Source organism: Caenispirillum bisanense (assembly GCF_039523075.1).
In the GTDB taxonomy this organism is placed as follows: Bacteria; Pseudomonadota; Alphaproteobacteria; order Rhodospirillales; family Rhodospirillaceae; genus Caenispirillum; species Caenispirillum bisanense.
Genome location: NZ_BAAAEP010000015.1, coordinates 29,340 through 43,876 on the forward strand (window position 1 = coordinate 29,340; position 14,537 = coordinate 43,876).

Sequence of the window (14,537 nt, forward strand, 5' to 3'; positions counted from 1 at the left end):
CCGGCGCGCGGGTGGTCCCGCCGGCTCCCGGCGCCTCCATGCCGGCCGCCGAACTGGCCGCCGCCACCGGCGCCAGCCCGGCCGACGTCATCCCGGCCGCCGCGGCGGAACGCACCGGCGCCGAGGCCGCCACCGCCCATCCCCAGGAACCGGCGGCCGCCCCCCCCCCCCCCCCCCCCCCCCCCCCCCCCCCCGCCCCGCCCGCCCCCCCCCCCCCCCCCCCCCCCCCCCCCCCCCGCCCCCCCCCCCCCCCCCCCCCCCCCCGCCCGCAGCGCCGGCCCTGCCTCCGCTCCTGCCTCTGCCTCCGGCGGCAGCACCTGGATGTGGTGGGCCGGCGGCGCGGTGGTGGTGATCGTCCTCATCGTCCTGCTGGCAGGAGGCTGACCCGCCGGGATCGTCCGCCTGCCCCAGCCCAGTCCGAGCCGCGAGCAATCACAACAACCAATCGGGCGCCCCGGCGCCACAGGGAGGAAATCACAGATGGCTCTCAGCGTTTCGATGACCGTGAATGGAAAACCCGTGACGGTGGCCGTGGAGGCCAACGCCCTGCTGGCCGACGTGCTGCGCCAGACCCTCGGCCTCACCGGCACCCATGTCGGTTGCGACACCAGCCAGTGCGGCGCCTGCACGGTGCACGTCAACGGCCGGTCGGTGAAAAGCTGCACCCTGCTGGCGGCCCAGGCGGAGGGCGCCGAGATCACCACCATCGAGGGCCTGGCCGCCGCCGACGGCACCCTGCACCCCATGCAGGCGGCCTTCAAGGAACACCACGGCCTGCAGTGCGGCTTCTGTACCCCCGGCATGGTCATGAGCGCCGCCGACCTGGCGCGCGTCAACCCGGCCGCCGACGAGGACGAGATCCGCGAGTGGCTGGAGGGCAACATGTGCCGCTGCACCGGCTACCACAACATCGTCAAGGCGGTGAAGACCGGCCTCGCCACCATGCAGTCCCCCGCCCAGCACGCCGCCGAGTAAGGGAGCCGCCGCCATGACCGTGCTTCAGAACCCCGCCAAGTCCACCGGCATCGGCGCCCCGGTCAAGCGCGTCGAGGATTACCGCTTCCTCACCGGCCGCGGCCGCTATACCGACGACATGAACAAGCAGGGCCAGCTGTACGCCTACATCCTGCGCAGCCCCCACGCCCACGCCCGCATCCTGTCCATCGACACCACCGAGGCCGAGCAGGCGCCGGGCGTCCACGCCGTCATCACCGGCGCCGAGATGAAGGCGGCCGGCATCGGCTCGCTGCCCTGCGGCTGGCTCATCAAGAGCCGCGACGGCATGGCCATGAAGGAACCGCCCCACCTGCCGCTGGCGGTGGACAAGGTGCGCTATGTCGGCGACCAGGTGGCGGTGGTGGTGGCGGAAACGCTCAACCAGGCCAAGGATGCCGCCGAGCTGATCGCCGTCGACTACGACGAACTGCCGGCCACCGTCGCCACCGGCACGGCCGCCGGCGCAACCGGGGCCCCGGTGCATGACGAGGCGCCGGACAACGTCTGCTACGACTGGGAATGGGGGGACAAGGCCAAGACCGACGAAGCCTTCGCCCGCGCCGCCCACGTGGCCCGGCTGGACCTCATCAACAACCGGCTGGTGCCCAACGCCATGGAGCCGCGCGCCGCCATCGGCGAGTACGACCGCGGCAGCGAGGAATACACCCTCACCACCACCAGCCAGAACCCGCAGCTGATCCGCCTGCTGCTGTGCGGCTTCACCATGGGCCTGCCGGAGCACAAGGTACGGGTGGTGGCGCCCGATGTCGGCGGCGGCTTCGGCTCGAAGATCTATCACTACGCCGAGGAAGTGATCGTCGTCTTCGCCGCCCGCAAGCTCGGCCGGCCGGTCAAGTGGACGGCGGAGCGGGGCGAGAGCTTCCAGTCCGACGCCCACGGCCGCGACCATGTGACCCATGTGGAACTGGCGCTGGACGAGCAGGGCATCTTCCTCGGCCTGCGGGTGAACACCATCGCCAACATGGGCGCCTATCTGTCCACCTTCTCGTCGTGCATCCCGACCATCCTCTACGCCACCCTGCTGTCAGGGCAGTACAAGACGCCAGCGATCTATGCCGAGGTGAAGGCGGTGTTCACCAACACCGTGCCGGTGGATGCCTATCGCGGCGCCGGGCGGCCGGAAGCCTGCTACCTGATCGAGCGCATCGTCGACGTGGCGGCGCGCGAGATGGGCATCGACCGGGCGGAGCTGCGCAGCCGCAACTTCATCACCCCGGACATGATGCCCTACGACACCCCCGTCGGCCTGCAGTACGACAGCGGCGACTTCCAGCGCAATCTGGTGGATGCGCTGGAGATGATCGACTACGCCGGCTTCCCCGCCCGCCGCGCCGAATCGGCGGCCCGCGGCAAGCTGCGCGGCATCGGCTTCGCCAGCTACATCGAGGCCTGCGGCATCGCCCCGTCCAACGTCGCCGGCGCCCTGGGCGCCCGTGCCGGCCTCTATGATTCGGCGGAGGTGCGGTTCCACCCCACCGGCTCGGTCTCGGTCATGGTCGGCGTCCACAGCCACGGCCAGGGCCACGAGACCACCTTCGCCCAGATCGTCTCCGAACGCCTGGGCGTGCCCATGGACAAGGTGGAGATCGTCCACGGCGACAGCGCCCGCACGCCCTTCGGCATGGGCACCTACGGCTCGCGGTCGCTGGCGGTGGGCGGCATGGCGATGATGAAGGCCATCGACAAGGTGATCGCCAAGTCGAAGAAGATCGCCGCCCACCTGCTGGAGGCCAGCGCCGACGACATCGAGTTCGCCGACGGCACCTTCCGCGTCGCCGGCACCGACAAGACCATCGGCATCGCGGAAATCGCCGGTGCCGCCTACGTGCCCCACAACTATCCGCTGGACGAGCTGGAGCCGGGCCTGGACGAGCAGGCCTTCTACGACCCCAAGAACTTCACCTTCCCCAACGGCACGCAGATCTGCGAGGTGGAGGTCGACCCCGAAACGGGCGTGACAAAGATCCTGCGCTTCGTGGCGGTGGACGACTTCGGGCGGGTCATCAACCCGATGATCGTCGAAGGCCAGGTCCACGGCGGGCTGGTGCAGGGCATCGGCCAGGCGCTGCTGGAGAACTGCGTCTATGACGAGGACTCCGGCCAGCTGCTGACCGGATCGTTCATGGATTACGCCATGCCGCGCGCCGACGACGTGCCGAGCTTCGAGGTCAAGACCAACGAAGTGCTCTGCACCACCAACGCCCTTGGCGTGAAGGGCTGCGGCGAGGCGGGCACCATCGGCGGCGCCGCCTGCGTCATGAACGCGGTCTGCGACGCCCTCGACATCGCGCACATGGACATGCCGGCCTCGCCCGAACGGGTGTGGCGGACCCTGCGCGACAAACAGGCTGCCCCTCTGGCGGCCGAATAACAAAGGGGAGGACTTGAACCATGTACAGCTTCGAGTACCAGCACCCGACGTCCGTCTCCGCCGTCGCCGCGGCGCTGGCGGCCGACCCCGATGCCAAGGTGGTGGCCGGCGGCATGACGCTGATCCCCACCCTCAAACAGCGCCTGGCCATGCCGAGCACCCTGGTGGACCTGCGCGACATCCCCGAGCTGCAAGGCGTGCGGGCGGAGGGCGACAGCATCGTCGTCGGCGCCATGACGCCCCATGCCGACGTCGCCTATGACACCACGGTGCGCGACCGCATCCCGGCGCTGGCCTACCTCGCCCGCCACATCGGCGATGCCCAGGTGCGCAACCGCGGCACCCTCGGCGGCTCCATCGCCAACGCCGATCCGGCGGCGGACTACCCCGCCGCCGTGGTCGGGCTGAACGCCACCGTCGTCACCAGCAGCCGCGAGATCGCCGCCGACGACTTCTTCACCGGCATGTTCGAAACCGCCCTGGAGCCGGGCGAGATCGTCACCGCCGTGCGCTTCCCGGTGCCGCAGCGGGCCGGCTACGCCAAGTTCCGCCATCCCGCCTCGCGCTATGCGGTGGTGGGGGTGATGGTGGCGCAGACCGCCGCCGGGGTGCGCGTCGCCGTCACCGGCGCCGGGCCGTCGGTGTTCCGGGTGGCGGAGATGGAACAGGCGCTGGCGGGCACCTTCAGCCCCGACGCGCTGGCCGGCATCACCGTCTCGCCGGACGGCCTGAACGCCGACATCCACGCCGGCGCCGACTACCGCGCCCATCTGGTGACGCTGATGGCCAAGCGGGCGGTGGTGATGGCCACCGGCTGAGGGTCCGGCGGCGGGCGCCCCGGCGACGGGCGCCCGCCGCCGCCTCTCCCGTCCCTCGACCGCCTGACCTCCCCTGCCCACGAGGCCCCATGACGCCCCTGCCCGCCTCCGTCGACGCCACCGCCGAGCTGCTGCGCGCCGGCAGCTATGTCGCCGACCGTTCCCTCGCCACCGTGCTGTATCTGGCGCTGAAGCTGGGGCGGCCGCTGTTCCTGGAGGGCGAGGCCGGCGTCGGCAAGACCGAGATCGCCAAGGTGCTGGCCGCCACCCTAGGCCGCCGGCTGGTGCGGCTGCAATGCTATGAAGGGCTGGACGTCGCCGCCGCCGTCTACGAATGGAACTACGCCCGCCAGATGCTCGAAATCCGCCTCGGCGAGGCGGCCGGCGACCGGGACCGGGCGGCGCTGGGGGAAGACCTGTTCTCCGACCGCTTCCTCATCCGCCGCCCCATCCTGCAGGCGCTGGAACCCGACGTCGCCGGCCCGCCGGTGCTGCTCATCGACGAGCTGGACCGCACCGACGAACCCTTCGAGGCCTATCTGCTGGAGGTGCTGTCGGACTTCCAGGTGACCATCCCGGAAATCGGCACCATCCGCGCCGAGCGGCCGCCCATCGTCATCCTGACCAGCAACCGCACCCGCGAAATCCACGATGCCCTGAAGCGCCGCTGCTTCTATCACTGGGTCGACTATCCCGACTTCGAGCGTGAACTGGCCATCCTGTCGGCCCGGCTGCCGCAGGTGCCGGACGACCTCAGCCGGCAGGTGGTGGCCTTCGTGCAGGCCCTGCGCCGGCAGGATCTGTTCAAGGCGCCGGGGGTGGCGGAAAGCCTGGACTGGGCGACCACCCTGGTGGAACTGGACCAGATCGAGCTGACTCAGGCCGGCATCGACGGCACCCTCGGCGTGCTGCTCAAGTACCAGGACGACATCGCCCGCATCCAGGGCGACGAATCCGCCCGCCTGCTCATGCAGGTGCGGGCCGACCTGTCCGCCCGCGCCGCCGGGGAGTGACCGGCCATGACCGGCGCGCTGGCCGCCAACGTGGTGGCGTTCACCCGCACCCTGCGCGCCGCCGGCCTGCCGGTCGGGCCGCAGAAGGCGCTGCGGGCGCTGGAGGCGGTGGCGGCCGTCGGCCTTGAGCGGCGCGAGGATGTCTACTGGGCGCTGCACGCCACCCTCACCGACCGCCACGACCAGCATGAGCTGTTCGACCAGGCCTTCCACCTGTTCTGGCGCAACCCCGACCTGCTGAAGAAGGCCATGGGCCTGCTGCTGCCGGCCATGCGGGCCGACCTCGGCAAGGACGGGACGGAACTGTCGCGCCGCCTGCAGGACACCCTCGCCAAGCCGCCGCCGCCCGACCTCGACGCCCGCGAGGAGAAGAAGCAGGAAATCCGCATCGACGGCCGGCTGGTGTTCTCCGCCGAGGAAATCCTGCGCAGCAAGGATTTCGAGCAGATGACGGCGGCCGAACTGGCGGAGGCGAAGCGGATCATCGCCGGCATGCGCCTCAGCCGCCTCGCCCTGCCCACCCGCCGCTTCCGCCCCGCCGCCCGCGGCCCGCGCATCGACCTGCGGCGGACGCTGCGCGACACCGCCCGCGCCGGCGGCGGCGACGTCATCGAACTGGCCCGCGCCACCCGCCGCGAACGTCCGCCGCCCCTGGTGGTGCTGTGCGACATCTCCGGCAGCATGGGGCAGTACGCGCGGCTGCTGCTGCGCTTCCTGCACGCCCTGACCAACGACCGCGACCGCGTCCACGTCTTCCTGTTCGGCACCCGGCTGACCAACGTCACCCGGTCGCTGAAGCGGCGCGACATCGACGCGGCGGTGGAACGGGTGAGCCGCGAGGTGCCGGACTGGGACGGCGGCACCCGCATCGGCCAGTGCCTGGATACCTTCAACCGCCGCTGGGGCCGGCGGGTGCTCGGCCAGGGGGCGGTGGTGCTGCTGATCACCGACGGGCTCGACCGCGACGCCGGCGCCGGGCTGGAGGACCAGATGGGCCGCCTGCGCCGCAGCTGCCGCCGCCTCATCTGGCTCAACCCGCTGCTGCGGTGGGACGGCTACGAACCGCGCGCCAAGGGGGCGGCGGCCATGGTATCGTTCGTACACGAACACCGTCCGGTGCATAACCTGAACAGCCTGAGCGCCCTGGCCGAGGCGCTGGGCGACAGCGGAGGACCCCGGCGATGAAGCGCGCCCTGCTCGACGCCCTGCTGGCCGCCAAGGCCCTGCGCGTGCCGGCGGCGGTGGTGACCGACACCGCCAGCGGCGCCCAGGCGCTGGTGGAGCCGGAGGGCGAAAGCGGCGACCTCGCGCTGACGGGGGCCGAGCGGCAGGCGGTGCGCGCCCGGCTGCACGACGACACCGGCGGCATGCTCGACGCGGCCGAGGACGTGCGGCCGCTGTTCGTCGATGTCCACGCGCCGCCGCCGCGGCTGGTGATCGTCGGCGCCGTCCACATCGCCCAGAGCCTGATCCCCATGGCGGTGATGACCGGCTACGACGTGGTGGTGGTGGACCCGCGCGAGGCCTTTGCCACGCCGGAGCGCTTCGCCGGCGTCACCCTCACCCACGACTGGCCGGACGAGGCGCTGGAGGCGCTGCGGCCCGATGCCCGCACCGCCATCGTCACCCTCACCCACGATCCCAAGCTGGACGACCCCGCCCTGCGCATCGCCCTGCGGTCGCCGGCCTTCTACGTCGGCGCCCTCGGCAGCCGCAAGACCCACGCGAAACGGGTGGAGCGGCTGGAGGCGGCGGGCCTGTCGGCGGGGGAGATCGGCCGCCTGCATGCGCCGGTCGGGCTCGCCATCGGGGCGCGGTCGCCGGCGGAAATCGCCGTCTCCATCCTGGCGCAGATCACCGCCGTGCGGCGCGGGGCGCAGCCATGAGGTTCGGCGACATGCCCGTGGCCGAGGCGGCCGGCTGCGTGCTCGCCCACTCGATGCTGGTGGCCGGCCGCAAGTGGCCCAAGGGCCGGGTGCTGACCGCCGACGACGTGGCCGCCCTGCGGGCCGAGGGGCTGGCGACGGTGATCGCCGCCCGGCTGGAGGCCGACGACATCGGCGAGGACGCCGCCGCCACCCGCATCGCCGCCGCCGTCGCCGGGCCGGGAGTGGAGGCGAGCGCCGCCGCCACCGGCCGGGTCAACCTGCACGCCACCGCCGCCGGGCTGTTCCGGGTCGACCGCGACGCCGTCGACCGCATCAACGGCGTGACCGAGGCGGTCACCCTCGCCACCCTGCCCGACTGCGATCCGGTGGAGCCGGGCAAGATGGTGGCGACGGTTAAGATCATCCCGTTTGCCGTGCCGGCCGACACCGTGGCCCTGTGCGAACTGGTGGCCGGCCGCGCCGCCGTCACCGTCGCGCCCTGGCGGCCGCTGCGCGCGGCGCTGGTGCAGACACGGGTGGCCGGCACCAAGGAAAGCATGCTCGACAAGACCGCCGTCACCACCGCCGCCCGCCTTGCCGCCTGCGGCGCCGCGCTGGTGCGGGAGGTGCGCTGCCGCCACGACGAGGCCGCCGTCGCCGGAGCCCTGCGCGAGGTGCGGGCGGCCGGTTGCGACCTGCTGCTGCTGATCGGCGCCTCCGCCATCACCGACCGCGCCGACGTGCTGCCGGCGGCGGTGGAGCGGGTGGGCGGCACGGTGGAGCACTTCGGCATGCCGGTGGACCCCGGCAACCTGCTGCTGCTGGCGCAGTGGGAGACGGTGCCGGTGCTCGGCCTGCCCGGCTGCGCCCGCTCCCCCAAGCTCAACGGCGCCGACTGGGTGCTGTGGCGGCTGGCGGCCGGGGTGCCGGTGGGGCCGCGGGAAATCATGGGCCTGGGCGTCGGCGGCCTGGTCATGGACGTGCCGGAACGCCCCCTGCCCCGCGCCCAGGCGGTGCCGCCGCCGGAGTGACCCTTCCCTACCTCACCTTCCGCTTGTGCAGGAAGGGCAGCACCTCGACGGCGATGATGCTGACCAGGATGATGGCGGCGCCGGCGTACTGGTCGGGGGCCAGCCGCTCGCCCAGCACGATGGCGCCGGCCAGGGCGGCGAACACCATTTCGGAGCTGAGGATGATCGCCGCGTCGGCCGGATGGGCGCCGCGCTGGCCGATCACCTGCAGGGTGAAGGCGATGCCGACCGACAGGCAGCCGGCCCAGGCGATTTCGAACCACGCCGCCGAAATGGACTGCCAGCTCGGCTGTTCCAGCAGCAGGGCGGCGATCAGGCCGACGGTGCCGACGGTCACGAACTGGCTGCAGGCCAGCGTCAGCGGCCGGCCGGAACGGGTGACGAAGGTGCCGACGCAGATGACGTGCAGGGCCCAGAACACGGTGCCGGCGGTCACCCACAGGTCGCCTTGCGACATGCCGGTGAGGTCGCCGCCGTTGAGGAACCAGGTGCCGAGGGTGCAGCCCGCCACCCCCGGCCACACCGCCCAATGGGGACGGCGGCGCAGCAGGAACAGACCGAGCAGCGGCACCAGCGGCACATACAGCGCCGTCAGGAAGCCGGCATTGGTGACCGAGGTGCCGATGATGCCCACCTGCTGGGTGATGGAGCCGGTGAACAGCAGCACGCCGCACAGCACGAAGCCCAGGCGGTCCAGCGGCCGCGCCGGCGCCTCCGCCCGCGCCGTCTCGCGCAGGGCCAGCGGCAGCACCACCAGGGCGCCGAGCAGGAAGCGGATGCCGGTGAAGGCCAGCGGCCCGAGGGCGCCATCCTCCGGCACCGCCGCCGTCGCCTCGCCGGCCTCGTCCAGGAAGGCGAGCTTCTGCACGACGAAGGTGGAGCCCCAGATCATGGCGGCCAGAAGCAGGATCAGGTCGGCGCGCAGTCTCGACACCGTGGGGGCTCCGTGCGGAAGGGGGGCAATGGCCGCTGTTTAGCGGTGCCGCACGGGGCCGGAAAGGGCCACTCTGGGCCCGCCGCAACGCCCGTGCGCCCGCACCGGAGGCTCCGGTGCGGGCGGCGGGCGCTGGGGCGGGCCGGTGGCGTCGGTCCGCCGTCGGTGCTTGCGGTGGCGCCTGGATCAGGCGGCGCGTCTGGCAGCGTCGATGTCAGGCAGCGCGCTTGGCAGCGTCGTTGTCAAGCGGCGCGCTTGGCAGCGTCGCGGGCAGCGCAGTACTCGGCCAGCAGGGCGGCGGCCCATTCCGGCATGAAGTCCTGGAAGGCCAGCACGTCCGGCCGCTCGCCCATCTCCAGCAGCACCTTGGGGTCCTGGCCCTCGAAGGCGCCCAGGTTGGGGCTGTGGACGTTGTAGCCGATCAGTTCCTGCAGTTCGCGGCTGTAGGTGCGGGCGATTTCCGGCGGGTTGGCGAGGTAGTGGTTCTCCGCCTGCCGCAGCCAGCCGAGGCAGTAGGCCAGCGACAGGCCGGTGCGCGGGGCGTTGGACTGGTTGGCGCCGCCGCCGTGGATGGTGGAGCCGAGCCACACCGCCACCGCGCCGCGCGGCATCTCGGCATAGACGATCTCCGACTCATCGGGCAGGCGCTCGATGGCGTCGCGGGTGTGGCTGCCGGGCACGATGCGGGTGGCGCCGTTTTCCTTGGTGAAGTCGGTCAGCGCCCAGACGGTGTTGACCTGGTACTGCATGCGGCCACGCTCCGCCGGCCACAGTTCCTCGTCGGCGTGCAGCAGCTGCTCCGGCTCGCCGGGATGGATCTGGATGGCCTGGGTGCCGGACAGCTGGATGCTTTCGCAGAACGGCAGCAGCATGCCCTTCACCACGTCGGTGACATAGGGGTTGGCCGCCATCTGGTGCGAGGCCCGCGACTTCACCAGGATGGAGGCGCAGCGCTTGGTGCGCCAGCCGAAGAAGTTGCCCTGGCTGAACGGCACGCGGTCGAGGTAGGGCGCCAGTTCGGCATCCACCTCGTCGATGACGCCGGCCGGCAGGGCGTCGGTGATGATGATGGCGCCGTCGCGGCGAAGGATTTCCTGGGCCTGCTCCACGCTGGTGGTCAGGGCGCTGATGGTCTGCACGGACATGCTCGGACTCCCTTGGGTCGGACAAGGCGGGGGCGTCACCGGGACGCCTGGATCGCCGGTCGGGTGAATTCACGCAGGTGATGATCGGGGGGAGCCCGCCACGCAGCGGGGGCTCCGTCAGCCGGCGCAGGGGCGCCGTCACGCACCGCATCGGTGCGCGTTACGGGCAGCCGCCACGGGGGCGGTGCCGGGTGCGGTGTGGCCGCCCGCCGCGCGGCGGCAAGCCGGCGGCATCACCGCCGGCCACAGGGCCGGGCGGTCGTCGGGCGGCGGGCCCGCTCAGGTCTGTCGGGGAAGGTCGCGCCGGGTCAGCGCACCGCCACCAGCATGTCGCGATCCAGCGCCTGCAGCGCCGCGGCGATCATGTCGGTGGTGCCGGCCAGGCCGCTCTCCTGCGTTTCGCGCTGGAGGTAGCGGAGCATGGCGCGGATGGCCTGGACCTGGTCCTCGTCCGGCGAGGCGGCGGTGCAGGCGGCGGCGGGCATGGGGAACGGCACGACGATGCTCATGCGTCGCACTCCTTGTCGGGCTCGGCGGTGGTGTAGACGGTGACGGCGGCGCGGATGGCGTGGGCCAGGTCCGGCAGGCCGGCGTCGTGGGCTTCGCGCTCCAGGTAGAGCAGGCCTTCCAGGATGGTCTGCTCCGCCGTCTGGGGCGGCAGGGTTCGGGCGGCGGCGGAGGCGGTCATGCGGCGCGGGTCTCCGGAACGACGTCGGCGGGCAGGCGCAGGACGTTGGCGACGCCGGCGGCGGCGCGCACCATCTCCAGCCGTTCCTCCGTCACGGTGGTCATCCACACCCGGCAGGGGATGCCGTCGATGCGGCACACGGGGCTGATCGGCCGGGTGTCCATGTCGTTGCCCCACAGGAAGGAGCGCACGAAGGTCACCGGCATCAGGTGCAGGTACTGGCGAATGCCGTGCAGCAGGCCGAATTCCATGATGCCGACCACCAGCTCGGCCCGGATCTCGCGGCGCATCTCGGCCGGCAGGGCGGGATCGACCGCCAGGCGGGTGGCTTCCCACACGGTGTCGTCGTGGGGCAGGCCGCCGTCGTCGATCATGTCCGGCCACACGTCCTCGATCATGTAGGGGACGGTGGTGGGGCTGAAGCGCACGACGCCGCGGGCGGTGCCTTCGTCGTCCCGCCACACCAGATAGTGGGCGGCGGGGGTGTCGTACTTGTCCCACTCCATTTCGTGGATGTGGGGGACGTTCCAGCCGGCGCGCTCCACGAAGACGCGGTAGCGCAGCCGGTGCTGTTCGGCCAGCGCGCTGCCGAACAGGTGGGCCGTGGCCCAGGTGAGGCAATCCAGCATGGGTGTTCTCCCGGTCTGCTCGATGCCCCATAGAACCGCGGATCGCCGGGAGAAACAGCCTGAGTGATCACTCAGGGGCAGGTAAACCCCTGGACTTCCAGAGGTTTTCGCCTCAACCGCAAATCAAGAATCTTCGTATTAATGCGCGCATTTGTAAAGGCCGCACCACGATCAGAGCGCGTATCATGACAAAAAGATTCTTTTGAAGGGCACAACTCCCCCTCCCTTCGGATGCCGGACGGGCGGTTTTCCGGCAGCCCAGGACCCCCGCCGGCGCGCAAAGGCGGCGGGGCGGCGGCGCAGGCCGGCGCGACTCGTGACGGGAGGGGCGGATGAACAGGGGCGGCCGCACCGGCGGCCGGACGGCCGGATCGCCGGCGGCGGTGCGGGGCGGTGCCGGACGCGGGCGCCGGGGCGCCCGGTGCCTCAGGGGGCGATGAGGCCGTTGCGCAGGGCCTTCAGCACCGCCATGACGCGGGTGGAGGCATCAAGCTTGCGCATGACGTTGGTGATGTGGAAGTTCACCGAACTGTCGGAGATGTTGAGGATCTCGCCGATCACCGTGTTGCTCTTGCCGCGGGCGACCCAGGTCAGCACCTCGCGCTCGCGCCCGGTCAGCGGCACCAGCGGCGGCAGTTCCGCCCCGCTGGCGCGCAACGTTCCCTTCATCAGGTGGAACTGGGTGGCCATGGCGGCGACGGTGCGGTTGACCGTCAGCTCCTCCAGCCCCGCCTCCCGCCCGGCGGCGGAGATGAGGGCAGTGGAGCCGCTCGGCCCGAACAGCGGCACGGTGATGCCATGGGCCATGCCGACGGCGCGGCTTTCTTCGCGCAGGGCGCGCTGGCGGGGCATCAGGTCGGGCATGTCCCACGCTTCCTGCCAGGCGAAGGGGCGCATGGAGTGGCGGGCGCGGTGGATCATCGGATCGATGGAGCTGTAGTCCGACCGGATATAGTGGGAGACCCATTCGTCCGGCATGGTATTGACCGACAGCAGCGCCGACGGATCGCCGGTCTCCTGGAAGCGGGTGACCTCGCAATACACCACGAACTCAAAGCCCAAGCGGCCCAGTTCCGCCACCAGATGCTCGTCGAGCTGATCCGGCGTCTGCGCGGCCGCAGTGGCTTCTATGAAGTCCGCAATGGACATTGGTCCCCTTCCCCGCCCCCTTCTCACGGATAAGCTACCGCAAGGCTCGCGCATACGAAAGTCGAAAGTTGCGCCGTCCGATTCACCACAAATGATTGCAAGAGCCGCCCGAATGTTTTCTTAGGTAACGAGCCCTATCCCCGATTGCGGCATTAACATAAGTCTTGCCGAAACGGCAAATCAATAGGTAGTATTGGCTCCGGTTAAATAACCCGTCATTGCGAGGTCGATCGAATGCCCCTCCCCACCGCCACCCCTGCCGCCGCGGCACCCGACGAGGAGACGACGCGCGAAGGTCATCCGCTCGACCGCCACGTCGGCCGCCGCGTTCGCCTGCGCCGTACCCTGCTCGGCCTGACGCAGCAGGAACTGGGTGAGCAGATCGGCGTCACCTTCCAGCAGATTCAGAAGTACGAACGCGGCACCAACCGCATCTCGGCCTCCCGCCTGTGGGAAATTTCCCGCGTGCTGAAGGTGCCGGTGTCGTTCTTCTTCGAGGACTTCCGCGAGGATGACGACCAGCCCTCCACCGACGAAAACGCCATCTCCACCGAGGAACTGCGCCTGCTGGTCGCCTTCAACCGGCTGAACAAGAAGCAGCAGGGCGCCATTCTCTCCTTCCTCGAAGGCAGCGGCTGATCGCTGGCGCCGACGGCCCGACGCTGCCTTGGGGGAAGGGGGCAGCGGCGGACCGCATCCGGCACCGGTGCGATGATCCAGGCCCGTCCGGCACACCGCTTCGCGCGGTCCCGCCGGCGGGCCTTTCGCATTCCCGCTGAGGCAGACCCCGCCGACGGCCCGATGGGGGCAAAGCGCCGACAACTGCGCCGGGTGCGACTCTCCGCCGGCCGCAAGTAACGCGAAGACGGCCGAAGGCGGTTGTGCCGCCCCTCTCCCGACATCTTCTTGTCGAATGCCTGAGACGAAGGTCTGAATACAGCGTCAGCGCAACGTTGCGTTATATTAGTTTTACCTTTGGCACCATTGACGCCCCTGTAACTTGAGCCGTACCAAGGAGATCGGAACGGCCCAGGCGAAACCATCACCGAGGGGAAGGATCAATGGGGGAGATACTGACGCGACCGGCCGCCGAGCCCGCGGCGGCCAACGCCGCCCACGCCATCTGCAGCTACTGCCGCCGCCGGGCCCGCTGCCCGATCGACGACCGCCTGATCCTGCTCGGCCGTCACGAGGCCGGCTTCAACTGCGGGGATCGGCTGGAAGCCTATCTGGAGCTGGCGCAGGCCGCCGATGCCTGCGCCCGTGACTGCCCGGCCTGGCCGCCGCTGCATGCCGGGCTGCAGACTGCCGCCATCCTGGCCGCGGCCTCCGCCGGCGCCGGGGAGTGACGGCCATGGCCCTGATCTGGCGCGACCAGATGGCGGTGGGACACCCGGTGATCGACGACGACCACCGCGCCCTCATCGCCATCATCAACGACTTCGAGGCGGAGGCCGAACGGGGCGCCGGGGTGGAGGCGCTGTCCACCACCCTGCGCCGCCTGCACGCCTATGCCCGCGACCACTTCGCGCGGGAGGAGGCGGTGCAGGCGCGCATCGGCTTCCCCTTCCACGACGCCCACGCCCAGGAACACCGCCGTCTGCTGGCGGTGGTGGAGGAAAAGGCCCGCGGCTGGTTCGTCACCCGCACCGAGCCGGTGACGGAGCAGAGCCTGGAGGAAATGGCCGCCATGCTGCGGCGCTGGCTGGTCGACCACATCCTGCGGCAGGACGCCGGCATGCGCCCCTACATCAAGGCTGCCCGCATCGCCCGCAAGACGGCGCCGCCGCCGGCGCCGTAACTCCTCGCCCCTCGCCCGCGCCCGCAGGCGGGCCGCCGCGGCAAACTGCGACGGCCGACCGAAACCGCATTTG

The 14,537-nt window shown here is 71.2% G+C and carries 16 protein-coding genes; 10 read left to right on the forward strand and 6 right to left on the reverse strand.

Going from position 1 to position 14,537, the window contains the following annotated elements; translation table 11 throughout:
* Positions 1-480 precede the first annotated feature (480 nt).
* From ABD056_RS08760 to ABD056_RS08790, 7 genes are all read left to right on the forward strand, one after another.
* Entirely contained in the window at positions 481-975 is a 495-nt protein-coding gene (locus ABD056_RS08760; RefSeq protein WP_343866177.1) for a (2Fe-2S)-binding protein, read from the forward strand.
* A gap of 13 nt (positions 976-988) precedes the next feature.
* On the forward strand, positions 989-3,388 hold the full coding sequence (locus ABD056_RS08765) for a xanthine dehydrogenase family protein molybdopterin-binding subunit (protein WP_343866178.1): 2,400 nt from the start codon (positions 989-991) through the stop codon (positions 3,386-3,388).
* A 20-nt stretch (positions 3,389-3,408) separates the two neighbouring features.
* Positions 3,409-4,206 (forward strand): FAD binding domain-containing protein, encoded by a 798-nt coding sequence (locus ABD056_RS08770; protein WP_343866179.1) that lies wholly within the window; start codon positions 3,409-3,411, stop codon positions 4,204-4,206.
* Positions 4,207-4,295: 89 nt separating this feature from the next.
* A complete protein-coding gene (locus tag ABD056_RS08775; RefSeq protein WP_343866180.1) occupies positions 4,296-5,219 on the forward strand; it encodes an AAA family ATPase in 924 nt (307 codons plus the stop codon).
* Positions 5,220-5,225: 6 nt separating this feature from the next.
* Positions 5,226-6,404 carry a vWA domain-containing protein gene (locus ABD056_RS08780; protein ID WP_343866181.1) on the forward strand — a complete coding sequence of 393 codons (1,179 nt, stop codon included), beginning with the start codon at positions 5,226-5,228 and terminating at the stop codon, positions 6,402-6,404.
* Complete coding sequence (locus ABD056_RS08785) at positions 6,401-7,105, forward strand: XdhC family protein (protein ID WP_343866182.1); 705 nt, start codon at positions 6,401-6,403, stop codon at positions 7,103-7,105. Before ABD056_RS08780 ends, ABD056_RS08785 begins: the two co-directional genes overlap by 4 nt.
* A gap of 11 nt (positions 7,106-7,116) precedes the next feature.
* Positions 7,117-8,118 (forward strand): molybdopterin-binding protein, encoded by a 1,002-nt coding sequence (locus tag ABD056_RS08790; protein ID WP_343866183.1) that lies wholly within the window; start codon positions 7,117-7,119, stop codon positions 8,116-8,118.
* A gap of 7 nt (positions 8,119-8,125) precedes the next feature.
* Here ABD056_RS08790 and ABD056_RS08795 read toward each other — a convergent pair whose 3' ends face one another.
* The 6 genes from ABD056_RS08795 to ABD056_RS08820 all read right to left on the reverse strand — a co-directional run bounded on the left by ABD056_RS08795 (position 8,126) and on the right by ABD056_RS08820 (position 12,663).
* Positions 8,126-9,052: a DMT family transporter gene (locus ABD056_RS08795; RefSeq protein ID WP_343866184.1), complete on the reverse strand. Its 927-nt coding sequence runs from the start codon at positions 9,050-9,052 to the stop codon at positions 8,126-8,128.
* A gap of 242 nt (positions 9,053-9,294) precedes the next feature.
* Positions 9,295-10,197, reverse strand: coding sequence for a phytanoyl-CoA dioxygenase family protein (locus ABD056_RS08800; RefSeq protein WP_343866185.1), 903 nt, complete (start codon positions 10,195-10,197; stop codon positions 9,295-9,297).
* Positions 10,198-10,505: 308 nt separating this feature from the next.
* Positions 10,506-10,706 (reverse strand): hypothetical protein, encoded by a 201-nt coding sequence (locus tag ABD056_RS08805; protein ID WP_343866186.1) that lies wholly within the window; start codon positions 10,704-10,706, stop codon positions 10,506-10,508.
* Entirely contained in the window at positions 10,703-10,885 is a 183-nt protein-coding gene (locus ABD056_RS08810; protein WP_343866187.1) for a hypothetical protein, read from the reverse strand. The genes ABD056_RS08805 and ABD056_RS08810 overlap by 4 nt, the downstream gene beginning before the upstream one ends.
* Positions 10,882-11,514, reverse strand: coding sequence for an acyl-homoserine-lactone synthase (locus ABD056_RS08815; RefSeq protein ID WP_343866188.1), 633 nt, complete (start codon positions 11,512-11,514; stop codon positions 10,882-10,884). Before ABD056_RS08815 ends, ABD056_RS08810 begins: the two co-directional genes overlap by 4 nt.
* A gap of 426 nt (positions 11,515-11,940) precedes the next feature.
* Positions 11,941-12,663 carry a helix-turn-helix transcriptional regulator gene (locus tag ABD056_RS08820; protein WP_343866189.1) on the reverse strand — a complete coding sequence of 241 codons (723 nt, stop codon included), beginning with the start codon at positions 12,661-12,663 and terminating at the stop codon, positions 11,941-11,943.
* 234 nt (positions 12,664-12,897) lie between these two features.
* Here ABD056_RS08820 and ABD056_RS08825 point away from each other — a divergent pair, with 234 nt between their 5' ends.
* The 3 genes from ABD056_RS08825 to ABD056_RS08835 all read left to right on the forward strand — a co-directional run bounded on the left by ABD056_RS08825 (position 12,898) and on the right by ABD056_RS08835 (position 14,464).
* Positions 12,898-13,302, forward strand: coding sequence for a helix-turn-helix domain-containing protein (locus ABD056_RS08825; protein WP_343866190.1), 405 nt, complete (start codon positions 12,898-12,900; stop codon positions 13,300-13,302).
* A 422-nt stretch (positions 13,303-13,724) separates the two neighbouring features.
* Entirely contained in the window at positions 13,725-14,012 is a 288-nt protein-coding gene (locus tag ABD056_RS08830) for a hypothetical protein (RefSeq protein WP_343866191.1), read from the forward strand.
* A 5-nt stretch (positions 14,013-14,017) separates the two neighbouring features.
* Positions 14,018-14,464: a bacteriohemerythrin gene (locus ABD056_RS08835; RefSeq protein ID WP_343866192.1), complete on the forward strand. Its 447-nt coding sequence runs from the start codon at positions 14,018-14,020 to the stop codon at positions 14,462-14,464.
* Positions 14,465-14,537 lie beyond the last annotated feature (73 nt).